Below are 23,008 nucleotides of genomic sequence, written 5' to 3' on the forward strand. Positions count from 1 at the left end.
ATGGTGGTGAATCGGCGCGCGAAATGGGTCGCGGCCCTGCGTACCCCGGTGGGCGCCTTCTCGGCGACCCTGCTGGTCGTGGTGCTCGGGCTCGCGGTGCTGGCCCCGATCCTGTGGCACGACAACGCCTTCGCGATCGAAACCGACGCGATCGGCCAAGGCCCGTCCGCGGCGCATTGGCTGGGGACCGACGAGCTCGGCCGCGACATTCTCTTCCGTGTCCTGGTGGCGACCCGGCTTTCGGTGCTGCTGGCGTTGCTCGCGACGGTGATCGGGGTGGTGACGGGACTCGTCCTCGGCACGCTGCCCTCACTGCTGCCGCGGCCCGCCGCCCGGCTGGTCACGTCGGCGGTGAACATCGCGGTCGCGTTCCCCGGGCTGCTGCTGGTGTTGTTCTTCTCGGTCATCTTCGGCGTCGGTACCCACGGCGCGGTACTGGCGGTCGGCTTCGCGCTGGCACCGGCGTTCGCGCGGCTGGCCCAGACGCTGTCGGCCTCCGTGGCGGGCCAGGACTTCGTGTCCGCCGCGCGGATCTCCGGCGTCGGCCGGATCCGGTTGCTGGTCCGGCACATCCTGCCGAACATCGGCGAGCCGCTGGTGGTGAACGCGACCATCGGCGCGGGCGCCTGCCTGTTGGCGTTCTCCGGGTTGTCGTTCCTCGGGATCGGTGTGCAGGCACCGGAATACGACTGGGGACGGCTGCTCGGCGAAGGGCTCAACGGGATCTACGTCAACCCGGCGGCCGCTCTGGCACCCGGTGTCGCGGTGGTCCTCGCGGGGCTCGCCTTCAACCTGGTGGGGGAGACCGTGGCCGGGGTGATCGGGGTCCGCACCGGGTCGCGGAAACTCGAACCGCGTCCGGTGACTCCAGTGCGAGAGGACGTCGTCGAGGAACGTGACGACGCCGTTCTGGTGGTGGAGAACCTCCAAGTGGCGTTCCCGCGTCCGGCGGGTTGGACCGTCCCGGTGCGCGGGGTGAGCTTCACCGTCCACGCGGGCGAGGCGATCGGCGTCGTCGGTGAGTCGGGCTCGGGGAAGAGCCTGACCGGGCTGGCGGTGTCACGGCTGGTCGAAGCGCCGGCCGTGGTCACCGCGGACCGGCTGGATTTCGCCGGAACACCCTTGCTGACGACTCCGGAACGGGACTTGCGTGGCTTGCTGGGCACGTCGCTGGCCATGGTGTTCCAGGATCCGATGACCTCGTTCAACCCGACCAGGCGGATCGGTCGTCAGCTGGCCGAGGTCGCCGAACAGCACCAGGGTCTTCCGCGCGCCAAGGCGTTCGAGCGGGCCGTGGACCGGTTGCGCGCCGTGCGCATCCCCGCCGCCGAACGGCGGGCGAAGCAGTACCCGCACGAGTTCTCCGGCGGGATGCGGCAACGGGCGATGATCGGCATGGGCCTGATGGGCGACCCTCGGCTGATCATCGCCGACGAACCGACCACGGCTCTGGACGTCACCGTGCAGCGGCAGTTGCTCCGTCTACTGGCTCGGACGCGGACCGAGCGGAACACGGCGATCATCCTGATCAGCCATGACATCGCGGTCGTTTCGCAGACCTGCGAGCGGATGCTGGTCATGTACGCGGGCCGGGTGGTGGAGGACCTGCCGTCGGCGGGGACGCCACGGCATCCCTACACGCGGGCGCTGCTGGCCGCGACGCTCGACCTCGACACCGATCGCGACGCGCCGCTCGCGGTGATCCCCGGCCGTCCGCCGGAACCGGATCGCGTGCCTTCCGGCTGTGCCTTCGCCGACCGGTGTCCCGCCGTGACCGACAAGTGCCGTCTCGAAGACCCGGTGCTGGAGCGCGTGGAAACCGGGCACCGCGTCGCGTGCTGGTATCCGCACGAGACGTCGTTTTCCCGTCCGGTCAAAGAGACCGTGACCGCCGGAGGTGCGGAATGAGCGATCTCGTCTTCGACGCGGTGAGTGTGCGGTACGGCGGGAGACGTGGTCTCACCGCGGTCGACCACGTCGGGCTGACCGTTCCTTCCGGACAGGTCGTCGGGCTCGTCGGTGAGTCGGGCTCGGGGAAATCGACGCTGGCCCGCGCCGCCGTCGGACTCTCACCGGTCAGCGCCGGGCGGGTCCTGCTCGGCGGGGTGGACGTCCGGAAGCTGCCCCGGCGCCGCCCGTTGCAGATGGTGTTCCAGGATCCGTATTCCTCTTTGGACCCCCGGATGAGCATCGGTGAGTCGATCACCGAAGCGATCCCGCGCGGTGTCCTTCCCGGTCGTGGCGCGCGCCGGGACGAGGTCGCCCGGCTCCTGGAACTGGTCAACCTCGACCCGGAGCGCGCCGGTCACCTGCCAGGGCAGCTGTCCGGTGGCCAGCGGCAACGGGTGGCGCTCGCCCGCGCGCTGGCGGGGCGGCCGGAGGTGCTGATCGCGGACGAGATCACCTCCGCGCTCGACGTCTCGGTGCAGGGCGCGGTGCTCAACCTCGTCCGGTCCGTGCAGCGGCGGCTCGGCCTGTCGATGCTGTTCATCTCGCACAACCTCGCCGTCGTGCGCTACCTCAGCGACATCGTCGCCGTGATGTACCTCGGCCGGATCGTCGAGGTCGGCCCGGCCGAGCAGGTGCTCACCGATCCTCAGCATCCGTACACCAAGGACCTGCTCGCCGCGGCACCTTCCGCGCACACCTCGCTGTTGGACACCGGCACGGACGAGGCGACCGCCGACACCGAACCCGCCGACCCGCACCACCCGCCGGCCGGATGCCGCTACCACACCCGCTGTCCGGTCGGCCCGCTCGCGCGCGCCGACCGCGCACTCTGCCTCCAGGCGGATCCGACCGGGGACTCGGCACACCGACGTCACTCGGCGGCCTGCCATTTCAGTGAAACCGAGAGCCACCGGCCCGCGATCTCCCGAGGAGTCACCGCACCATGACCCGACGTCTCGATCTCGACGACCTGTACGAAATCGCCATCCCCAGCCAGCCCGCGCTGTCGCCGGACGGCGGCCGGATCGTCTACGTCCTGCGCACCGCGGACCGCGACGAGGACCGGAACGTGAACACCCTCTGGGAGGTCGGCGCGACCACCGGCGAAGCCCGGCAGCTCACGCGCGGAACCGCCGACCTGGCGCCGAGTTGGGCGCCGGACGGTACGCGGATCGCGTTCCTGCGGGCAGAAGACGGGCCGCCGCAGGTGTGGTTCCTGCCGTCGTCGGGCGGGGAGGCCGAACGGATCACCGAGCTTCCGCTCGGGGCGGGTGCTCCGGTGTGGAGCCCGGACGGCGGCAAGATCGCGTTCTCGGCCGCTGTCGACCTGGCGGGTGGTGAATCCGCGTCGAACGCCCCGGTGGTGGCGGACCGGCTGGACTTCAAGGCCGACGGGGCCGGGCTGATCAAGACCATCCGCAAGCACCTGCACGTCCTCGACGTCGCCACGCGGGAAGTCCGGCAGGTCACTTTCGGCGATTGGCATGCCGCTGATCCCGCCTGGTCGCCCGACGGCACACACCTGGCGTTCTCCGCCGGACGGGACGCCGACGCGGACCTGACTTTCCGTTCCGGTGCCTACGTTCTCGACGTGACCACGAAGACGTCGGAGCCGCGGTTGATCGGCTCCGGCGAAGGCATGGCGGGCCCGGTCGGCTGGACCGCCGACGGCCGCGAACTCCTGGTGACCGGCCGGGTGGACACCGAAGTCGGCCACCTCGGGCTGCTGCGGGTCCCGCTCGACGGCGGTGACCCGGTCGACCTGACGGCTTCCTTGGACCGCAACGTGATGTCCGGCGGCGACGGTTATCCCGGTGCTCTCCCGCACCTGACCGCGGGCGGTGGTTCGGTGCTGTTCGGCGTCCGCGACCGCGGCTGCACCCATCTGTACGAAGTGGACACCGACGGTGGAACGCCGCGTGCGGTCCTCGCGGGCGCCGACCACGTCGTGTCCGGAATGGACATCGCGGGCGGCAAGGTGGCGGTCGTCCTGGCCACGGGCACCTCGTTCGGCGAGATCGCGGTCGTCGACCCGGCGACCGGCGCTGCTGACGTGCGTACCGAGCATGGCGCCTCGGTCGCCGAGATCGAGTTCTTCCGCCACGAGGAACGGGAATTCACCGTCGGCGACGGCACTGTCGTCCACGGCTGGCTGCTCCGCGACCCTGCCCGGACCGGCGCCGCGCCGCTGCTGCTCGACATCCACGGCGGCCCGCACAACGCCTGGAACGGTGCTGCCGACTCGATCCACCTCTACCACCAGCAACTCGCCGCACGAGGCTGGGCGGTACTGCTGCTCAACCCCCGCGGCAGCGACGGCTACGGCGAGGACTTCTTCACTGGCGCTGTCGGCGGGTGGGGCGCCGCCGACTCCCGCGACTTCCTCGAACCGTTGGACCAGTTGGTCGCCGAAGGAATCGCCGACGCGGACCGCCTCGCCGTCGCGGGCTACAGCTACGGCGGGTTCATGACCTGCTACCTGACCAGCCGCGACAATCGCTTCGCCGCCGCTGTCGCCGGTGGCGTGGTCAGCGATCTGACCAGCATGGAGGGCACCTCCGACGCCGGGTACTACCTGGCCGTCAGTGAGCTGGGCAGCCCGTCGTGGGACAAGACCAATGAGCGGTTCTCGCCGTTCGCCCAGGTCGCACAGGTGCGGACACCGACGCTGGTCATCCAGGGCGCGGAAGACGAGCGGTGCCCGGTCGGACAGGCCGAGCAGTGGTTTGGCGCCCTGCGTGCGCGTGGCGTCCCGTCCCGGCTGGTGCTGTACCCCGGTAGCTCGCACCTGTTCATCCTCGACGGCCCGCCTTCGCACCGTCTCGACTTCAACCGGCGTGTGCTGGACTGGGTCGAGCAGTACGCGGCGCCGGCGGACGGGGTGTCGCGAGTGCCGATCGAGGCGGCGCACTGGCGGCGGCGGCTGGCCGAACTGGCGCGCAAGTACCGCGTCCCCGGTGCGGTGCTGGGCATCACGCGGATCGGTGACGGCGAGGAAGTTACCGAGGTACACGTCACCCACGGCGTGCTGAACACGGCGACCGGGGTCGAGGTCACCGAGGATTCGGTGTTCCAGATCGGTTCGGTCTCCAAGGTGTGGACAGCGACCGTGGTGATGCGGCTGGTGGACGAAGGGCTGCTCGATCTGGACGCGCCGATCTCCGACGTCGTCCCCGAACTGCGGCTGGCCGATCCGGACGTCGCCAAGCAGGTGACCATGCGCCACCTGCTGACGCACACCAGCGGGATCGACGGTGACGTCTTCACCGACACCGGGCGGGGCGACGACTGTCTCGAGCGCTACGTCGAGATCCTCGACCAGGCCGCGCAGAACCATCCGCTCGGCGAGACCTTCTCGTACTGCAACTCGGGTTTCGTGCTCATGGGCCGGGTGATCGAGAAGCTCACCGGGCTGAGCTGGGACGCCGCGATGCGGGAGAAGCTGTTCGCCCCGCTCGGCCTCACCCACACCGTGACCCTGCCCGAGGAAGCGCTGATGTTCCGCGCGGCCGTCGGTCACGTCGCAGGCGCGGACGAGGACCCGCGGCCCGCGCCGATCTGGGGGCTGCCGCGGAACATGGGCCCGGCGGGCCTGATCACCGCCACGACGAAGGACGTCCTCGGGTTCGCCCGGCTGCACCTGACCGGCGGCCTCACCCCGGACGGGGAGCGCATCCTGACGACGGCGTCCGCCGCGGCGATGGCCGAGAAGCAGACCGACATCCCCGACAAGCACTCGCTCGGCGACTCCTGGGGACTCGGGTGGATCCGCGACGACTGGAGCGGGCGGCGGGTCATCGGCCACGACGGCAACACGATCGGGCAGTCGGCGTTCCTGCGGCTGCTGCCCGACCAAGGGCTCGCCGTCACGTTGCTCACCAACGGCGGCAACACCCGCGACCTGTACGAGGAGTTGTACCGGGAGATCTTCGCCGAACTCGCCGATGTGGCGATGCCGCGGCCGCTGGAACCACCCGCCGTCCCGGTCACCGTCGACGGCTCACGGCACGTCGGTGTCTACGAACGGGCGGGCGTGCTGATGGAGGTCTTGGCCGGAGGGGACGGGATCCGGCTCCGTCAGACCGCCACGGGTCCGCTGGCCGATCTCATGCCGGAGAAGACGATGGAGTTCGACCTGGTTCCGGTGACCGACTCGCTCTACGTCTGCCGAGAGCCAGGGGCGCGGACGTGGATGCCGGTCACCTTCTACACGTTGCCGACCGGTGAGCCGTACATGCACTACGGCGTGCGCGCGACGCCGAAGGTGTCCTAGATGTCCACCTGCGTCCGGCGGGCGACTGCCGGACGCAGGTGGATTTCAGGATCGGGCGACCTTGTCGATGAGGGTGCGGACGGTGCCGTAGCCGGGCACGCCGCCATTGTGACCGATCACGGTCACGCCGCACGGGACCGTCCGACCAGGTGGTAGCCGCGGGCATGTCCGCCGGGAACACGGATGCGGTCACCGGGCGCCGAACTGTGGTCCATACCCAGTGGAAGGAACATCCGGTCGGTCACTTCGGCTCACGCTTTGCGCCGCGCCAAGTAGCGGATGACCAGCAGCACGATGCAGATGACCGAGACGGCGCCCGCGATCATCCGGTACGGGTAGTCCATGCCCGCGAACTGGCCGATCGAGTTGGCCGCGGCACTGACGAGGAGGACGAGCCAGAGGGAGGCGGTGACCAGTGCGCTGCTCGCGTTTTTGGTGTCGTTCATGGGAAAAACGTTAGGGATCGGAGGGTTGGGAGGCCAGGGGAGTGACCCCCGGTTGTGAGGTGGTGCTGGCGCTACCCGTGGTGACTGGGGATCTTCGCGGACTTCCGCGATCCTGACGGCCGCGATCCGACGCAGGGTGCGGGCTGAGATCGGCGCCGAGTCGGTGGCTGACCCGGCCACTGCGCTCATGGGTCGCCGACCCCGAACCTTTCGCCCAGAGCGACTGAGGCCCGCCGAAGTCCCCGTCTCTCTCCGAAGTTCGAGAACGACGATCCGGCCATGGTGCGGCGACTGGCCGCCGAAATCGCCTACCGGCTCGACTGGAGCGGCACCTGGAAACGGGAAACCGGCAAGCACCAGCTCCTCGCTGCCGGACTCGGCGTGAGAGGCATGATCGATTCCGGCCCACAGCCGCCTGCCCAAGGCCCTCGATGCCAAGGCCCGGGAAGACTTCGGGTTCTTCGTCAGCCCTTGCGGCTCAAGTAAGCCAATACGGCCAGCACCCGCCGATGTCCACTGTCCTCCGGCAACCCCAGCTTCGCGAAGATGTTCCGGATGTGCTTGTGCACGGCACCGTCGCTCACCACCAGAAGCTCCGCGATGGTCGTGTTGTTGTACCCCTCCGCCATCAGCCCGAGCACCTCGCGCTCCCGCGCCGTCAGCGACTCGAGCGGGTCGGTGGCGCGGCGGTGGGCCATCAGCTGCGTGATCACCTCGGGGTCCATGGCGGTCCCGCCCTTGACGACCCGGTCCAGCGCGTCGAGGAACTTCTCGACCTTCCCGACCCGTTCCTTGAGCAGGTATCCGACAGCGCCCTTGCCGTCGGCGAGGAGTTCGGCCGCGTAGCCCGTCTCCACATGGGCGGACAGCACCAGCACCGGCAGTCCGGGGTGCGTTTTCCGTGCCTTCACGGCGGCCCTGAGGCCTTCGTCGGTGTGCGTGGGCGGCAGGCGCACGTCGGTGATCACCGCGTCGGGCCGCTCCTTGGTGACCACGTCGAGGAACTCGTCCACGTTGTCCACGGCCGCGGTGACATCGATGCCCGAGGTGTTCAACAGCAGGACGAGACCTTCGCGCAGCAGCGCGTCGTCCTCGACGATCACGACCCGCATGGCAACTCCACTTTCACTACGGTCGGCCCACCGGCCGGGCTGGTCAACTTCCATGTCCCGTCGAACGCTTCGGCGCGTTTGCGGATCCCGGCGAGCCCGCTGCCCTGGGATTCGTCGGCGCCGCCGTGGCCGTCGTCACGGATTTCGATGCTGAGGGTGTCGGCGGTGCCGTCAAGAGTGACCCAGGCGTGTTCGGCGCCGGAATGTTTGGTGATGTTGGTCAGCATCTCCGCGACGACGAAGTAGGCGGCCGCCTCCACCGCGGCGGGACGACGGCTGCTGCTGAGAACGTCCACAGTGCACGGAACGGGGCAGCGGTCGGCCAAGGCCGTGACGGCGCCGTCGAGACCGCGGTCGGTCAGCAACGGCGGATAGATACTGCGCACCACGGTCCGCAGTTCGGCGAGTGCGCCGGTCGCGGTGTCCTGTGCCTTGCCGAGTAACTCCCGCGCTTTTCGGGGGTCCTTGTCGAAGATCGAGTCGGCGATCCCGAGTTGCAGCACCACCGCGGCGATCCGCGCCTGCGTCCCGTCGTGCAGATCCCGTTCGAGCCTGCGGAGTTCGGCGCCGTGCGCCTCCAACGCGGCGGCGCGGGACGCGGCCAGTTCGACCACGCGGTCGGTCAGGACGACGCCCGCCGCGGGCGCGAGCAGCTTGCGCGCGACGGAAGCCTGCCAGCGGGCCACCCGCGGGAGCAGGAACGTGACCGCGATCATGCCGGCGCCGGTGACCACGCTGAGCGCCGCCAGCGGCCAGGACGTCACCATGAAGCCGAGCGAGCTTTCCACCCCGCCGTCCACCGACGGCCAGACCATCGCCGAGATGATCTGCCGGAGCCCGCCGAGCGGCAGCGCGATGGCGAACGTCCCGATGACGAAACCGGTGACAGCGTGGAAAGCGAGCCAGCCGAGGTCTCGGCGGGAGGCCGGATCCGTCACGGGATTCCCGGAGCGGTACGGCTCGGGGATCGGCTCACCCAGCAGCCGGGCGGCCCGGCGGCGTTCGAAGTTGACCGGCCGCCTGATCAGCTCGAGCGCGATCGGCAAGGCCGGGATCCCGACACCGAACGGGCACATCAACAGCACGAAGATCATGCCCGTGAGCGCGAACCAAGCGACCATGGACGAGGCCGCGCCGATCGCCAGGTACCGGATCGCGGACCAACAGGACCGCAGCCGGGTGATCACCCGGACAGTGTCCCATCCTGACTCCGGCGGTGGCTGTCCGGCCGGACCCTGCGGGACCCACGCGGACGAGCCGACGAGTTCGCGGGGCGCTCATCCGGGTCGTCGCACGCGAGATCCGCAGCAGCCCGGCGTCTGCCGACGAACAAGCGCGACCCGAACATACCGGTTGGGGCACTTTCACGCGTGCGCCGACAGCCATGATCAACAGTTCAGAACCGCGAGAGAACCCACAGGGTGGGGCCTGGGTGGCGTGTTGCACATGCCGTAGCGGCATGTGCTGTCCTTGGAGGCACCACAGCACGGAAGACTCCGTTTGCGATGCACCTTTCCTTCACGTCTCCCCGCCACGTCAAGATCGGCGATGCCGCCGCCTTCGCTGGAACAACTCCACGCGCCATCCGCCACTACCATCAGATCGGTCTGCTTCGGGAGCCTGAGCGCGGCGGGGACGGCCACCGCCGCTACGGCTACGACGACATGATCCGCCTGCTGTGGATCCGCAAGATGGCAGAGGCCGGCATCAGGCTCGACGACACACGGACGAGGAGAAGCTTCGAGATCTACGGCGACGAGGACGAGGAGCACGAACCGCAGATGAGCGCCTTCGAAGCGTTCACCAAGATGCCGTACGACTTCTCTCCCGCTCGGATGCGCTGCATCGAGCGCACGGGACAACTCCTCGGTCAGTACCTCGCAGACAGCTGACGCCTGTACGGAGCCCGGCCGCCGGTCGCCGGGCTGAACCGCCCATGGAATTCGTCCACCGGGGTCGAACCCGGGAGGGCGACCGCCACGGGAATTACGCCGTCGCGGTGCCCTGCCCGATCGTCAGTTGCCCGCCCGCGCGGCACGGAGCCGACTGTCGGATCGATTCTTGTCAGTACGGGACGGTGATGTCGGTGGCGCTGGTGTTCTCGTAGACCACACCCGCCTTGGTGGCGTAGTGGGTGCAGGCGACGTGGACCGTGCGCAACACGGCGCCGTTGGGGATCCAGGGCGTTTCGAAGTCGACGTCGACCAGCGCGCCGCCGTTCTCCGAGTCGTATTTGCCCGTTTCGGAGCCGCCCGGTCCGGTGGCTGTGCACCGGACGTTGATGTAGTCAGCGTCGCGGCGGTCGTTGCCCGGGGTGGCGAAGCGCGAGTAGCCGCGGATCTTCACCCGTTTGCTGATCCCGTCGCTTTGGAGGCCCTCTTTCTGGATTACGCCCTGCAGGACGTAGGCGGCCGTCGTGCTGCCGCCGGAACCGCCGCCTGCCCCGGGGTCCTCCGGGTTCGGCTCGCTGATGCCCGGCAACTGGATGGGGTCCGCCTGGGCGGGGGCGATGGCACCCAGCGACAACGCGGCGACGGCGAGAGCAGTAAAGACTCGTGTACGCGATGAACTCATGCCCAAAGCATTACCGCCAATTCCGCAATCCGCCACGGAATTCCGCGAACGGCTCCCAAGTTGGTGCATTCGGTCCAAGCTTTGCATGCTCGCGCAGTATTATTCCGGCAAACTCGCCGATTTTCCGAGGAAGCTCTGGTCCAGTGATTCCGCCACGGGATAAATGCCGTCATCGGCCACCGTGGATCCACTCGAATGGCCGCTTTCCCGGAGTTTCTCCATGATTCCCTGATCTTTTGACGAAGCAGAAGTCATTCGTGTCGATGAAAAACCATTCCAGGACGACCCCGGTGCGCGCTCGTCACGGCGGCACGGCATCGACGACGGGCTATCCTGCGGTTGTCCATTACGGGGACCTGTTGTTCCGGGAATTCCCGGACCCGTTCTCGGGTCTCCTTTCTCGTGTCTGAGATGATGGAGCATTTCGGCGTCAAGTGAGCCGCCGAACGCGGGGATCGGGGCAACCGAAAGTGTGACCACGTGGTGTGCCGCGATCGCGGCATTCTCCGGCTGCTGCATGCTGTCGGCGTATTGCGCGCAGGGCCACGTCACGAAGGATCTTGACTCCGGTGAGCCGCCAGGTCGGCGATCCAGTGCCGCGGCCGACGTGCGGAACGCGTGGTTCGACAACCGTCGACGGGGGGCTGACCTCTCCCGTCGATCCTCCAGAGCGGGCATGGTGGCCCAGTCGCCGCACTGCGGATGCCGGTCGTGTCGAGGTCGAGCACCGGGCGGCGCGCGTTGACGCCGGATGACGTCCTTATGGTCCCTTTCGGGCGTAGATGGAGTGATTGACTGGATTGTGTAACCTCGACGCCGTGCTGGACATCGCGGTGATCGGGGCCGGGTTCGCGGGGTTGCATATGCTCGACCGACTCCGCGAGCACGGGTTCTCCTGCCATGCTTACGAATCGGCCACCGGAGTGGGCGGTACCTGGTTCTGGAATCGCTACCCCGGCGCGCGGTGCGACGTGGAGAGCCTGGACTATTCCTACCTGCACGACCGGGAGCTGTACGCGACCTGGCAGTGGTCGGAGCGGTTCGCCACCCAGCCGGAGATCCTGCGCTACGCCGAGCACTTCGCCCACCGGCGGGGGTTGTGGCCGCACATCACCACCGGCACCACGATCACCGGCGCGGCTTTTGCCGATGGTGCCTGGACCTTGACCACCGACACCGATGAGCGCGTGCGGGCGCGGTTCGTGGTGACGGCCGTGGGCTGCATGTCCGCGGTCAACACTCCGGCTATTCCGGGTTTGGCGCGGTTCGGTGGGACGGTGCTGCGCACCTCGCGGTGGCCGGCCGAACCGGTTGAGCTGGCCGGGCGGAGGGTCGGGGTGGTCGGCACCGGGTCTTCCGGGATCCAGGTGGTGCCGGAACTGGCCAAGACGGCCGCCGAGCTGGTGGTCTTCCAGCGTACGGCCAACTTCAGTGTCCCCGCCCGCAATCGGCCGCTCACCCAGGCCGAGCGGGACGCCGCTGTCGCCGGATACGAGCAGAGGGTGGAGAACGCCCGCACCACCCGGTTCGGGCATCCGGTGACCGGCACCGGCAGGGCCGCCCTGGAGACCGACCCCGCGGGGCGCACCGCGGAGTTCGACAAGGGGTGGGCGCGCGGTGGCACGCACATCGTGGCGACCTTCACCGACACCGGTCGCGACCTGACCGCGAACGCGGTGCTGGCGGACTACTTCCGCGATCGCGTGCGTGAGGCAGTGCACGACCCGGAGACCGCGCGGGCACTCACGCCGACCGGTTACCCCATCGGCACCAAGCGGCTGTGCGTCGATGACGACTACTACGAGACGTTCAACCTCCCGCACGTCAGGCTCGTGGACCTGCGGGACGACCCGATCCAGGAGGTGACCGAGACCGGAATCCGGACCACGCGTAGCGACCACGAGCTGGACGTGCTCGTGCTGGCCACCGGGTTCGACGCCTTCACCGGGGCACTGACCAGGATGGGCATCACCGGCCGCGACGGGCAGCTGCTCGCCGATACCTGGCGGGACGGGCCCCGCAGCTATCTCGGATTGGCGATGGCCGGGTTCCCCAACCTGTTCACGCTCACCGGTCCCGGCAGCACCATGGTGTTGTCCAACGTGATGCGCGCGATCGAGCACCATGTCGAGTGGGTGCGCGATCTGCTCGTCTACGCCCGGGAACACGACATCACCGAGATCGAGGCGATCGAGTCCGCCCAGGACGACTGGGTGGCCAAGGTCGCCGACCTGGCGGGCAAAACCCTGTACCCGCACACCGATTCCTACTATCTGGGGGCCAACATCGAGGGTAAGGCGCGGGTGTTCGCGCCCTTCGCCGGAGGGTTGGACGCCTACCGCCGAATCTGCGACGGGGTCGCGAACGAGGGTTACCGGGGGTTCCGGACCGCATGACCACCGTCAAGCAGCGGAAGCTGGGGTCGCTCGGGCTGGCGGTGGTGCTGCTGGCCGCGCTGCTGCCGATGATGGACTCCTTCATCGTCAACGTCGCGCTGCCCACCATCGCCGCCGACCTGGGTGCCTCCGGGTCCGACCTGGAGCTGGTGGTGGCCGGATACGGGTTGGCGTTCACCGTCTTCCTGGTCCTCGGTGGCAGGCTCGGCGACGCCTACGGGCGTAGGCGAGTCCTGGTCGTGGGGCTGGTGGTGTTCACGCTCGCCTCGCTGCTGTGCGCGCTTGCCGGGACAGGTGACTGGCTGGTGGCCGCCCGCATCCTGCAGGGGGCGGCGGCCGCGCTGATCCCGCCGCAGGTGCTGGGTACGATCCAGGCCGCCGAGGACGCGGAGCGCAAACCGCGGGCGATGAGCCGGTACGCCGCGGTCAGCGGGCTCGCCGCGATCCTCGGGCTGGTGCTGGGCGGGATACTGGTGCAGGCCGATCTGTGGGGCGCCTCGTGGCGGCTGATCTTCTTGGTGAACCTGCCGCTCGGGATCACGGCGGTGGTGCTGGTCCTGCTGCTCGTGCCGGACACCCGGTCGCCGCATCCGGCCGGTGTCGATCTACGCGGCACCGCGCTGCTGGCCGCCACGATCGTGCTGCTGCTGGCCGGGCTCAACCGGGGGCTGCTGCTGGGCTGGCCGTGGTGGACCATCGCGCTGCTGGCCGGAGCGCCGGTCGCGGCGGTGGCGTTGTGGCGTACGAAGAACTGGGTCGTCAAACAGGGGCGGATGCCGCTGTTGCCGCCGTCGGTGCTGACCGAGCCACGGGTGCGCGGCGGATTGCTGCTGGTGGCGCCCTTCCTGGCGGCCTGGGCGGGGTACCTGTTCGCGTTGCCGCTGACGCTGCAGAACGGATTCAACCTCGACCCGGCACTGGCCGGGCTGGCCGTCGCGCCGATGTCGGCGGCGTTCCTGGCCGGGTCGTTCGCCGTGCCGGGGTTGCGCGCCAAGCTCGGTGACGGCGTGCTGGCCGCCGGAGCGCTGGTGCAGGCCACCGGTGTGCTGTGGTTGCTCGGCGTGCTGCTGCTCGATGGCGCGGTGTGGTGGGTCCTGCCCGGGTTGGTGCTGATCGGCTGGGGGCAGGCGCTGGTAATCGGGTCTTCGCAGATCTCGGTGCTCGCCGCCGTACCGACCGAGTACGCCGGGGTTGGCGGGGGCGTGCTGGTGACCACCCAGCAGGGCTCGATGGCGATCGGGGTGGCGGCGCTCGGGTCCGTCCACACCGGACTCGTCGGCGCCGGCCACGCCACCGCGTTCGCTGTCGTGCTGTCGGTGCAGCTCGCGGTCGGGATCGCGGTGGCGATGGCCGGGCGCCGGGCGGTGGCCGCACGGGACTGAACCGGCACGGGCAGGCCCGGGTTCAGATGGCGGCCATGTCCAGCTCGGCGATCTGCTCCATCGACATGTCCAGCTGTTCGTGCAGGAAGCGGACCATCGTCCAATGGGGTAGCGCGCCCTCGTCGTAGGGACCGAACGCCGCCCGGTAGAGCGGAATCCACCGCAGCGCCTCCGCCGCGGTGCGCTCGCGCGGCGCCTCTTCGGCGTACTCGGTGTAGCTGATGCTGCGGTGCTCGATGAAGAATCCGGCAGGCAACCGGGTGCAGAACTCCCGGTACTCGCGGGTCTGCAGGATCAGGTAGTGCCACACCTCGTCGATCTCCTGCTCCACCGGCAAGAACGTGCCCGCCAGCTGGTCCTGATGGGCGGAGACGAGATACAGGTAGCGCAGGCACTCCAGGACTTGGCGCTCCACGAAGTCTCTTGGGTGGTCGGTCTTGGTGGTGAAGTACACCACCACTTCGGTGTGCAGGTCCTCGCCAAGCAGGACGCGCAGATCGGCGGGGGTGACAAGCACGATGGGCTCCAGATCTGGAATCGGGGGTCAACGGGTGCGGGACGCGGGGTGCAGCCAGGCATACTTGCCGGACTTGCCGATCGGGATGTGCTCGCGGTGCACCGGCGTCACCGCCAGCTCCAGATGCTCGGCGAGCGCCGCGACCAAGGCGGCGGTATGCGTCGGCCGCCGGTCGAAAGTCGTATACTCCAGCTCCGCTGTCGCGCCCTCGCCGACGCGCAACCGGTAGAGGAACATCTCCGGCGCTGTCTCGCCGATCCAGCGGTCGAGGTCGCCGTGGCACAGCAGCGTGGAACCGACGCGGATCAGCTCCTTCTCCCGGCCACAGAAGCGAGCGATGCGCGCCGGGTCGAGGGAACCGTCCACGGTACGGGCGAGGTCGCCGGAGCGGTAGCGGATCAGCGGCATCCACTCGTTGCGGATGCTGGACACGATCACCGCGTAGAGCGTGCTGCCCGGCTCCACCGGGAGCAACTCCACCGCCATCTTGTCCAAGTACGGGTGGTAGGCGCCCTCGCCATCGCTGTAGTACAGGTAACCCAGCTCGGTGCTGCCGAACAGGTCGACGATCGGGCAGTCGAAGTGGCCGCGCAGGAACCGGGACACGTTGTCCGGCGTGTACTCGTAGGCGTGCACGATGCTCGACGGCCTCGGTAGCTCCAATCCGAACTCCCGCACCTTGTCCACCAGGTGCGCGAGGTGGTATCCGGAGCAGTCGAGGTGGTACTCGCCCGCGGGGTGGCCGGCGCGGGTCTGCTCGATCTCGGCCAGCATTCGCTCGACCTCGGCGCGGGTCCACAACGCCGGATCCAGCTGCTGGTTGACGTAGACCGTGCGTTCATCGAGCCAGCGGTCGGACAACGGCGGGTGCTCGGCGGGCCGCTCACCGCGCTTGTCGGCGTTGACCCGCGCGACGTGCTCGGTGGCCAGCACGGTGGTCACCGAAACCCGCGGGCAGCCGGCCTGCCAGGAGTGTGTGATCGCCGGATGTTCCGACCAGAGGCGGTAGTAGGACTTGAGCAGGAAGTAGGGCGGGCGGATCAGCTGCATCCGCGCGTGGTTGGTGCCGGTGGACAGTACGAACTCGGCCGCGCCCGTCTCCAGCGCCTCGGCCAGTGCCGGGGTCATGAAGTTGTCCGGAAACCCCTGGGCGATGACGTCCTTCTCCAGCACGGGGAACGTCCCGGCGGCCAGCGATTCCCGGTAGAGCGGGACATCCCGGACATGGTCGAGCATCTCGGCAGTCGGCTGCACCAGAGATCCAATCAGCGGTGGGCGGACAACGCGGGCGGCAGGAGGACGAGCCACCCTGCCGCCCGCGACGGTGGAATCAGCTCGCCCTGGAGATACAGCCCTCCTTGCGGGAGATGCAGCCCTCCTTGGCGGACAGCTGCGAGTTTGCCGCGACCCACTTCGCCCACACGTCATCACGGGCGATCTTCTCGGCCAGCTTCTCCATGTCACACCTCCGGTTCACTGAGGGAAAACGCCTGCCCACTCCGCCAGTGCGGACATTTCGGACAAGCTCGACTGCGAAGCTATCAGACCTGACCGAAAATCTTCAGACTTGCTTTCCCGCGACGACAACGCTTGTGGACTCCCACAGCACAGGGTGCTGAAGGTCAGTGGTCCCAGCGAATACCGATCCGGTCACGTCTTGCGCGCGTTGGAGTAGAACGGGAGCGTGAGTCGGGTGGCGTTCACCTGACAAGCCGCAGTGGCGGGCGTCGACGGCCGGGTGGTGTCGGCGATCCCGTAACTGGTCCGGTGTCGACGGCGGAGGGGGAGGGGACGCGGTCGACGGTGGTGAAGGTGGCGGCGTCGATGTGCTGGCGGAGTCGGCGCGCGAGCTGATAGGGCCGTTCGGGGGTCACCGTGATCTCTCGTGGTGTCGCGACGCCCCAGCCTGGGATGTCCGGAACACTCCCGGACACGACGATCCGGACCCGGCGTCCTGGCGCGGTCACCATTGTCAACCGTCGTCGTGTCCACCGCAGGCGGGGGTGGCAGCGGGTGCCATCGCGAACCTGTACCGCGGTCAGCGACGTCACCGGAATCCGTGCTGTCCAGTGCGAGAAGCGCAGCCACAGGAATTCGTCGTCGACCACGAGCCACGCCGAATCCGGCCGGACACCGGCGAGCCGCAGCAACCGTGCCGACCGGCCCTGAATCGCCAGGAGGTGATGTCGGACTTCGAGTCGCGCGACCGGTGACGGTGCGCACGCTGACGAAGGCGCGGAGATCCGGGGGCTCATCGCCGCGCACCGGTTACGGCGATGAGGTCAGCGGGGACAGGGAATGCAGCAAGCATGGCGGAAATCTCCTCGGCTCACCGGCTTTCGGGTCGGCCGAGTGATACCCGGTGAAACGATGATGAAACGGACTACCGCGCTCGTGCTCGTCAGCGCGGCGACAGGGTTGTCGCCGTGGCCGGTTCGACTCGATGGCACGCTGACGAAACCCAGGGGGTGTGGTGCAGGCATCAGACATCCGTCTTGGTGACCATCAGCCACCTAGGGCAAGATGTCCAGGCCACCGGGAAAGCTCGGTGCGGGTGATGTGGGCAAGCGGACTTCGAGGAGTTGAAGATCGTCGTGGACGGTGGTGTGCTGGGCCCGGGTGATGTGCTGGCGGCGGCCGAGAGCGCACCGCCCGTGGAGTCGGTCGAGGTCGTCGCGCGCGACCTGGCGAAGCGGTTGGGTGCTTTCGACGTGTCGTTCCTGCTGGTCGACCTGGTCGACGAACAGCTGGTCCGGCTGACCTCGACCGCGCAGGACCCGGGGCGCGTCGATCTGCGGGGCAGCGCCTACGAGGAGGTGCTGCGCACCCAGCGGCCGTGGCGGGATCAGGACGGCGACGGGGTGCGGGTGATATTGCCGGTGACCAATCGCGGCGACTGCGTCGGCGTGCTGGAAGTGACCGTGCCCTCCCTCGACGACGACGACGAGGTACTGGCGCAGCTGGGACAGGCCGCGCACGCACTGGCCTACGTCATCGTCACCGACCGTCGCTTCACCGACGTCTATCACGTCGGCCGCCGCACCACCTCGATGAGCCTGGCCGCGGAGATCCAGCACCAGTTGCTGCCCTCGGCGACCTGCTGTGAGGCGGCCCAGTTCTCCATCGCCGGCGCCCTGGTGCCCGCGGACGACATCGGCGGCGACACCTACGACTTCACCCTGGACCGCGACACGCTGCACCTGTCGATCACCGACGCCACTGGTCACAACGTGGCCTCGGCACTGACCGCGACCCTGCTGGTCGGTGCGCTGCGCAGAGCCCGCCGAGCCGGTTGCGACCTGGCGGAACAGGCGCGGCAGGCCAACCAGGCGCTGCTCGACCAAACCGAAAAGCTGGCGCTGGCGACCGGGCTGCTCCTACGCGTGGACCTGCACCAGGGACGGGTCGAACTGGTGAACGCCGGACATCCCGCACCGCTGCTGCTGCGCGACGGTGTGGTGGAGCCGATCGAGCTGGAGATCGACCCGCTCTTCGGCCTCGAGCCGTATCCGTACCGGGTGCAGCGGCTGGACCTGCGCCCCGGTGACCGGCTGGTGTTGCTCACCGACGGCATGGTCGAACGCGCCGCGGCCGACGTCGATTTGCCCGCTCTGCTCCGCGAGACCGAGGGGCTGCACTCCAGGGAGGTGGTGCGGGAGATGACCAGGGCCGTGAGACATGCCTGCCGTAATCAGCTGCGGGATGACGCCACCGTGCTGTGTCTGGACTGGCACGGGGCCAGCCGCACCAGACGTCAAGCCGACAACGGCGCCGACACGGACACCGCCTCGCCCGCCTAGCAGTCCGGCGGTGGCCCCCGGGACCCCCTTCACCCTGACAACTACACGCTGACGCCACCCAGCGGCGCGACCCGGTGGCGATCCTCGAGAAGGTCGACGGCCGCTCGCGTCACTCTTGCGCACAGCCGGATCGCTCGGATGGCGTCTCAGGTACGGGTGAGGAGAGAACAACCGCGCGGGTATTGATCCATCCGGGGCGAATTCCTCACGCGTTCGCGGCATCGACAGGTGGGCCATTCGGCCCAAGACTGCTTGAGGAACCCTGTCGCCCGGCGGAATGAGTCGATGTGTCTCGCTCAACGGTGTTGGTAGCGCTGGATCGCCCTTCGAGTGGCGCGGTGACGCGCGATCAGCTGGACCGGATCTGCGCCTGCCTGAGCGACGAGGGGCATGCGGTCGCGTGGGCGGACACGGCCGAGGACGCGTTGGCACTGACGCAAAGCCGGGCGGATCTCTCGGCGGCGTTGGTGTCGTGGGACCTCGATACGCCGGAGACCGTGCTGAAGGCGCTCATGGGGAGGTTCACGAAGCTTCCGGTCTTCCTGGTGACCACGGCGGCCTCGGTCGACGATCTTCCGTTGTGGGTTTCGGAGGTGGTGTCCGGCTACGTCTGGCTGCTGGAGGACACACCGGCGTTCATCGCCGGCCGGATCGGGGTCGCCGCCCAGAGGTACCTCGACGGTGTGCTTCCGCCGTTCTTCCGCGAGCTGCTCCGGTTCGAGGACACGCACGAGTACTCGTGGCACACCCCGGCGCACGCGGGTGGCGTGGCGTTCCTGAAATCACCGGTCGGCCGGGCGTTCTTCGACTACTACGGCGAACGGTTGTTCCGCACCGACCTGTCGATCTCCGTCGCCGAACTCGGGTCGCTGTTCGAACACACCGGCCCGATCGGCGACGCCGAGCGCAACGCCGCGCGGATCTTCGGCGCGGACTTGACGTACTTCGTGCTGCACGGTGATTCCACCGCGGACCGGATCGCGTGCCACGCCAGCATCGCCACCGACGAGCTGGTGCTCGTCGACCGCAACTGCCACAAAGCCATCTACCACGGTTTGACGCTCACCGGAGGCAGACCGGTCTACCTCGTGCCCACCCGCAACGGTTACGGGCTCATGGGTCCGATCCCGCCGTCGGTCATGGCAGCCGAAGCGGTGGCGGCCCAGATCCGTCGCAGCCCGTTCACCGAGGGGGCCGCCGGCGCGGAACCCGTGTACGCGGTGATCACCAACTCGACCTACGACGGGTTGTGCTACGACGCCGTCCGCGTCGCCGAGTTGCTCGGCGCTTCCGTGCCGCGGCTGCACTTGGACGAAGCCTGGTTCGCCTACGCCCGGTTCAACCCGCTTTACGCCCGCCGCTACGGCATGTCCGTCGACGCCGACGCACTGCCCGACGACGTGCGACCGACGATCTTCTCCACCCAGTCGACACACAAACTGCTCGCCGCCATGTCACAGAGCTCGATGGTGCACGTCAAGAACTCGCCGAGATCACCGGTCGAGCACCGGCAGTTCAACGAGACCTTCATGATGCACGCCACCACCTCGCCGATGTATCCCATGATCGCCGGGCTCGACGTGGCCGCCGCCATGATGGACGGCGCGGGCGGCCGGTGGCTCACCGACGAGGCGATCACCGAGGCCATCCGGTTCCGCCAGGCGGTGGCCCGGCTCGGCGCGCGCATCCGCGAAGCCGGTGACCGGCCCGGCTGGTTCTTCGGCACCTGGCAGCCGACCGAGGTCACCGACCCCGCCACCGGGCGGCTGCACGCCTTCGCCGACGCCCCGCTCGAGCTGCTGCGCACCGTGCCCGGCTGCTGGACCCTGGCTCCCGGCGCGCAGTGGCATGGCTTTGAAGGCATGGAGGACGGCTACTGCCTGCTCGACCCCATCAAGGTGTCGATCACCTGCCCGGGTGTGGACGCGCGGGGCAACGTCTCCGATATGGGCATCCCGGCCCGTATCCTCACGATGTACTTGGAGGCACGCGGGATCGTCGTGGAGAAGACCGACGCGTACACCTGCCTGATCCTGTTCTCGATGGGTATCACCAAGGGCAAGTGGGGCACCCTGCTCGACGCGCTGCTGGACTTCAAGAGTCTGTACGACTCGGAGGCGACCGTCACCGACGTTCTGCCGGACCTCGTGAAAGCCCATCCGGACCGGTACCGGAACCTCACGCTGTCCGGGCTCTGCGCGCAGTTGCACACGCAGCTCAGCAAGAGCGAGCTGACCGCGTTGCTCGACGAGGCGTTCACCCATCCGACCCCGGCCGTGCTCACCCCGGCGCAGACCTACCAACGCCTCATTCGCGGTGGAACGGAACCGGTGTGCCTCGCCGACATCGCCGGACGTACCGTCGCGACGCAGGTCGTCACCACCCCACCGGGGATCCCGGTGCTCATGCCCGGCGAGAGCACCGGCGACGCGGACGGTCCCGTGTTGCGTTATCTGCGTGCGCTGGAGACGTTCGACCGAGAATTTCCCGGTTTCCCCAGTGAGACCCATGGCGTCAGCCGGGATCTCGAGGGAAGCTACTGGATCACCTGCCTGCGGTGACCACGCCGGTGATGCCTCGGCCGCGTGTTTCGCTGCGCACCGACGTCGTCCAAGGCGGAACGGCCCTTCAGGTCGAGCGCGAAGACTTCCGCTCAGGCGAAGCGAGCGCGCGCCGCCTGATGCGTGTACAGCCGATCCAGGCGCTGATCGGTCCGGCCGAAACCAGCATCAGCTCCCACAAGAGAATCTCTCCTGGAGGGGAACCGTCGCGTCTTTCCGCCGTCCATCATCAGGCGATCCCGGCGAAGGTCAGACCTGCGGCGAAGGTCACGCGGAGAACGAACCTTGATCGCGACTTCGCGTCCGATCCAGGAACCCAACCCCATAATCCACCATTCCTTGTTGCGGACACTTCCGCCCGGTGAACTGCTGCACCTCGCCACACCGCTTTCGGGCGACCCGTCAGTATCGAAATGCCGCCGTCGAAATCGTGAAAGCTTCAGCGCTTTTTTGATCGAGGGTATGACCGAGTGTGTCACAGGCAGTGATCACCACGGCCATCACAAAGAGTGCGGGCTGACCCCGGACGGCGCTAGCGCCGCATTTCGGAGGAGGATCAGGCTGGTCTGATGTCGGAAATCCTGGAGCCCGTGGGGCTCTCCGCTCTCGAAGCACTGAAGTACCAAGGTGATCCACTCGCCGACGCCGTCGTCGCCGATCTGGTGGCCGTCGAGCGAACGGGCGCGGTGAACGAGGTGTTGGCCCACTTCCGGGACAACGACCAACCCATTCCGGAGAACTTACCGGAATCGGTGCGCCGGTACCTGATCGACACTGATGCCCCACCGGGCTGGGCGGATCTCGAACGAGTCGCGGGCGCGTACGAGTTCTTCGTCGACGACGGCGTGTACGTCGCCTCGGTGCTGTCGTTCGGGGCGATGGTGAATTGCTACGCGCAACCGCGGCCGTCTCGTGTCCTGTCACTGACCCACCGGCTCAACCAGCCACACCGCCGGTTGTCGGAAACCTCTCAATTCGTGCTGAACCTGATGGGTCCCGAACCGTTCGGTTCCGGCGGCAGTTTCGTGCCGACGATCCAGAAGACCCGGCTGATCCACGCGGCCGTCCGGTATTTCATCACCCGGTCCGGTGAATGGGATGTCGAGGCGGACGGCGTTCCGCTGTGCCAGCAGGACATGCTGGGAGCGCTGCTGATCTTCTCGGTGCAGGTCATCGACGGGATGCGCCGGATGGGTATCACGGTGACCGAGCGTGAAGCCGAGGACTACTACTACGTCTGGCGGGTGACCGGGGCGATGCTCGGCATCCCGGCCGAGGCGATGCCTGAAACGCTGCGAGCGGCTCAGGAACTGAACACGGAACTCGTAGAGGCGAGCTATGCCCCCTCGGCCGAAGGTATCGAGCTGACCCGTAACCTCCTGCGCTTGTATGAGGGCATGGTGCCCGGCAAGGCGTTCGACGGCGTGGTCGCCGCGATGGTCCGGCAGGTCGTCACCGAGGACGTCGCCGACTTGCTCGAGGTACCGCGCTCACGTGGCTGGGACCGTGCGGTCGACGCAGGCGTGCGGGCCATGCGACTGCTGGAGCGGACGGAGGACCGCAGCCGGGCGGCCACGGCGGTGCTCGACAAGGCGAGCAGTCTTCTGCTCGGCGGCAGCGTCCGCACCCTCACCAATGGCCAGTCGACCGTCCTGACCATCCCGACCGACCTGCGGGAGAAATGGCTCGCCGCGGGCGTCTGCCCGGCCACACCACAGCGGACATGACATCGGGGCGCAGAAAGACACCGCGCTCAAGATGAAGCAAGGGATCCGCGACCACAAAGGACAGTGGCCAGTTCGGTGCGTGGCACAACCGCGTGGACGACAACCAGCTCAACTCGCTGGGCCCGGTAACCACGGTCGGCTCGGCGGGAAGCCGGATCGCATCGTCAAGGACGCGAACGGCAAGTACTACTGCACGCCGGGCCACCACGACAAGTTCTACGAGATCCCGTGACGCACGACGACCGCAACCCGGCAGCGGATTGCGGTCGT

At 68.3% G+C, this 23,008-nt stretch carries 20 protein-coding genes; 11 read left to right on the top strand and 9 right to left on the bottom strand.

The genetic code is table 11. The features are described 5' to 3' along the window. Genes ACM6LR_RS23330 through ACM6LR_RS23340 form a run of 3 tightly spaced genes read left to right on the top strand, consistent with a single transcriptional unit; the run spans position 1 to position 6,223 of the window. Entirely contained in the window at positions 1-1,908 is a 1,908-nt protein-coding gene (locus ACM6LR_RS23330) for a dipeptide/oligopeptide/nickel ABC transporter permease/ATP-binding protein (protein ID WP_414941261.1), read from the top strand. Beyond that, the gene (locus ACM6LR_RS23335) at positions 1,905-2,897 is read left to right on the top strand and encodes an ABC transporter ATP-binding protein (RefSeq protein ID WP_414941260.1); all 993 of its coding nucleotides are present in this window, start codon (positions 1,905-1,907) and stop codon (positions 2,895-2,897) included. Before ACM6LR_RS23330 ends, ACM6LR_RS23335 begins: the two co-directional genes overlap by 4 nt. Then, positions 2,894-6,223, top strand: a complete 3,330-nt coding sequence (locus ACM6LR_RS23340) for a serine hydrolase (RefSeq protein ID WP_414944481.1) — start codon at positions 2,894-2,896, stop codon at positions 6,221-6,223. Before ACM6LR_RS23335 ends, ACM6LR_RS23340 begins: the two co-directional genes overlap by 4 nt. Positions 6,224-6,474: 251 nt before the next feature. On the opposite strand, the gene ACM6LR_RS23345 is transcribed toward ACM6LR_RS23340, so the two are convergent. From ACM6LR_RS23345 to ACM6LR_RS23355, 3 genes are all read right to left on the bottom strand, one after another. Further along, entirely contained in the window at positions 6,475-6,669 is a 195-nt protein-coding gene (locus tag ACM6LR_RS23345; RefSeq protein ID WP_414941257.1) for a hypothetical protein, read from the bottom strand. A 464-nt stretch (positions 6,670-7,133) separates the two neighbouring features. Continuing rightward, entirely contained in the window at positions 7,134-7,781 is a 648-nt protein-coding gene (locus tag ACM6LR_RS23350; protein WP_414944482.1) for a response regulator, read from the bottom strand. After that, on the bottom strand, positions 7,769-8,968 hold the full coding sequence (locus ACM6LR_RS23355) for a sensor histidine kinase (protein ID WP_414941255.1): 1,200 nt from the start codon (positions 8,966-8,968) through the stop codon (positions 7,769-7,771). Before ACM6LR_RS23355 ends, ACM6LR_RS23350 begins: the two co-directional genes overlap by 13 nt. Positions 8,969-9,286: 318 nt before the next feature. On the opposite strand from ACM6LR_RS23355, the gene ACM6LR_RS23360 reads away from it, so the two are divergent. Further along, on the top strand, positions 9,287-9,673 hold the full coding sequence (locus ACM6LR_RS23360; RefSeq protein WP_414944483.1) for a MerR family transcriptional regulator: 387 nt from the start codon (positions 9,287-9,289) through the stop codon (positions 9,671-9,673). 172 nt (positions 9,674-9,845) lie between these two features. Here the strand turns inward: ACM6LR_RS23360 and ACM6LR_RS23365 are convergent, their stop codons facing one another. Continuing rightward, the gene (locus ACM6LR_RS23365) at positions 9,846-10,355 is read right to left on the bottom strand and encodes a hypothetical protein (RefSeq protein WP_414941254.1); all 510 of its coding nucleotides are present in this window, start codon (positions 10,353-10,355) and stop codon (positions 9,846-9,848) included. A gap of 99 nt (positions 10,356-10,454) precedes the next feature. After that, complete coding sequence (locus ACM6LR_RS23370) at positions 10,455-10,874, bottom strand: hypothetical protein (protein WP_414944484.1); 420 nt, start codon at positions 10,872-10,874, stop codon at positions 10,455-10,457. 272 nt (positions 10,875-11,146) lie between these two features. Between ACM6LR_RS23370 and ACM6LR_RS23375 the strand changes: the two genes are divergently transcribed. Next, positions 11,147-12,751: a flavin-containing monooxygenase gene (locus ACM6LR_RS23375; protein ID WP_414944485.1), complete on the top strand. Its 1,605-nt coding sequence runs from the start codon at positions 11,147-11,149 to the stop codon at positions 12,749-12,751. Then, the gene (locus ACM6LR_RS23380; protein ID WP_414944486.1) at positions 12,748-14,133 is read left to right on the top strand and encodes an MFS transporter; all 1,386 of its coding nucleotides are present in this window, start codon (positions 12,748-12,750) and stop codon (positions 14,131-14,133) included. Before ACM6LR_RS23375 ends, ACM6LR_RS23380 begins: the two co-directional genes overlap by 4 nt. A gap of 22 nt (positions 14,134-14,155) precedes the next feature. Here ACM6LR_RS23380 and ACM6LR_RS23385 read toward each other — a convergent pair whose 3' ends face one another. The 4 genes from ACM6LR_RS23385 to ACM6LR_RS23400 form a co-directional block, all read right to left on the bottom strand. Further along, positions 14,156-14,650 carry a hypothetical protein gene (locus tag ACM6LR_RS23385; RefSeq protein ID WP_414941251.1) on the bottom strand — a complete coding sequence of 165 codons (495 nt, stop codon included), beginning with the start codon at positions 14,648-14,650 and terminating at the stop codon, positions 14,156-14,158. A 27-nt stretch (positions 14,651-14,677) separates the two neighbouring features. Next, positions 14,678-15,904 (bottom strand): hypothetical protein, encoded by a 1,227-nt coding sequence (locus ACM6LR_RS23390; protein WP_414941250.1) that lies wholly within the window; start codon positions 15,902-15,904, stop codon positions 14,678-14,680. Positions 15,905-15,980: 76 nt separating this feature from the next. Then, positions 15,981-16,109, bottom strand: coding sequence for a hypothetical protein (locus ACM6LR_RS23395; RefSeq protein WP_414941249.1), 129 nt, complete (start codon positions 16,107-16,109; stop codon positions 15,981-15,983). Between the two features lie 241 nt (positions 16,110-16,350). Beyond that, the gene (locus ACM6LR_RS23400) at positions 16,351-16,905 is read right to left on the bottom strand and encodes a hypothetical protein (RefSeq protein WP_414941248.1); all 555 of its coding nucleotides are present in this window, start codon (positions 16,903-16,905) and stop codon (positions 16,351-16,353) included. A gap of 327 nt (positions 16,906-17,232) precedes the next feature. On the opposite strand from ACM6LR_RS23400, the gene ACM6LR_RS23405 reads away from it, so the two are divergent. The 5 genes from ACM6LR_RS23405 to ACM6LR_RS23425 all read left to right on the top strand — a co-directional run bounded on the left by ACM6LR_RS23405 (position 17,233) and on the right by ACM6LR_RS23425 (position 22,970). Continuing rightward, positions 17,233-18,450 carry a PP2C family protein-serine/threonine phosphatase gene (locus ACM6LR_RS23405; protein ID WP_414941247.1) on the top strand — a complete coding sequence of 406 codons (1,218 nt, stop codon included), beginning with the start codon at positions 17,233-17,235 and terminating at the stop codon, positions 18,448-18,450. Between the two features lie 338 nt (positions 18,451-18,788). Continuing rightward, entirely contained in the window at positions 18,789-21,011 is a 2,223-nt protein-coding gene (locus tag ACM6LR_RS23410; protein ID WP_414941246.1) for an Orn/Lys/Arg decarboxylase N-terminal domain-containing protein, read from the top strand. Further along, positions 21,008-21,376: a hypothetical protein gene (locus ACM6LR_RS23415; RefSeq protein WP_414941245.1), complete on the top strand. Its 369-nt coding sequence runs from the start codon at positions 21,008-21,010 to the stop codon at positions 21,374-21,376. The genes ACM6LR_RS23410 and ACM6LR_RS23415 overlap by 4 nt, the downstream gene beginning before the upstream one ends. Positions 21,377-21,580: 204 nt before the next feature. Continuing rightward, entirely contained in the window at positions 21,581-22,738 is a 1,158-nt protein-coding gene (locus ACM6LR_RS23420; RefSeq protein WP_414941244.1) for an oxygenase MpaB family protein, read from the top strand. 79 nt (positions 22,739-22,817) lie between these two features. Next, positions 22,818-22,970, top strand: a complete 153-nt coding sequence (locus ACM6LR_RS23425) for a hypothetical protein (RefSeq protein WP_414944487.1) — start codon at positions 22,818-22,820, stop codon at positions 22,968-22,970. The last annotated feature ends 38 nt before the right edge of the window (positions 22,971-23,008 follow it).

Source organism: Amycolatopsis sp. cmx-11-32, from assembly GCF_047608695.1.
In the GTDB taxonomy this organism is placed as follows: Bacteria; Actinomycetota; Actinomycetes; order Mycobacteriales; family Pseudonocardiaceae; genus Amycolatopsis.

Bases quoted from the DNA above. Each gene is read 5' to 3' on its own strand.
- ACM6LR_RS23350 (WP_414944482.1), bottom strand. From the start codon at position 7,781: ATGCGGGTCGTGATCGTCGAGGACGACGCGCTGCTGCGCGAAGGTCTC.
- ACM6LR_RS23370 (WP_414944484.1), bottom strand. From the start codon at position 10,874: ATGCAGCAGCCGGAGAATGCCGCGATCGCGGCACACCACGTGGTCACA.
- ACM6LR_RS23365 (WP_414941254.1), bottom strand. From the start codon at position 10,355: ATGAGTTCATCGCGTACACGAGTCTTTACTGCTCTCGCCGTCGCCGCG.
- ACM6LR_RS23380 (WP_414944486.1), top strand. From the start codon at position 12,748: ATGACCACCGTCAAGCAGCGGAAGCTGGGGTCGCTCGGGCTGGCGGTG.
- ACM6LR_RS23345 (WP_414941257.1), bottom strand. From the start codon at position 6,669: ATGAACGACACCAAAAACGCGAGCAGCGCACTGGTCACCGCCTCCCTC.
- ACM6LR_RS23360 (WP_414944483.1), top strand. From the start codon at position 9,287: ATGCACCTTTCCTTCACGTCTCCCCGCCACGTCAAGATCGGCGATGCC.
- ACM6LR_RS23400 (WP_414941248.1), bottom strand. From the start codon at position 16,905: ATGAGCCCCCGGATCTCCGCGCCTTCGTCAGCGTGCGCACCGTCACCG.
- ACM6LR_RS23395 (WP_414941249.1), bottom strand. From the start codon at position 16,109: ATGGAGAAGCTGGCCGAGAAGATCGCCCGTGATGACGTGTGGGCGAAG.
- ACM6LR_RS23335 (WP_414941260.1), top strand. From the start codon at position 1,905: ATGAGCGATCTCGTCTTCGACGCGGTGAGTGTGCGGTACGGCGGGAGA.
- ACM6LR_RS23420 (WP_414941244.1), top strand. From the start codon at position 21,581: ATGTCGGAAATCCTGGAGCCCGTGGGGCTCTCCGCTCTCGAAGCACTG.
- ACM6LR_RS23340 (WP_414944481.1), top strand. From the start codon at position 2,894: ATGACCCGACGTCTCGATCTCGACGACCTGTACGAAATCGCCATCCCC.
- ACM6LR_RS23330 (WP_414941261.1), top strand. From the start codon at position 1: ATGGTGGTGAATCGGCGCGCGAAATGGGTCGCGGCCCTGCGTACCCCG.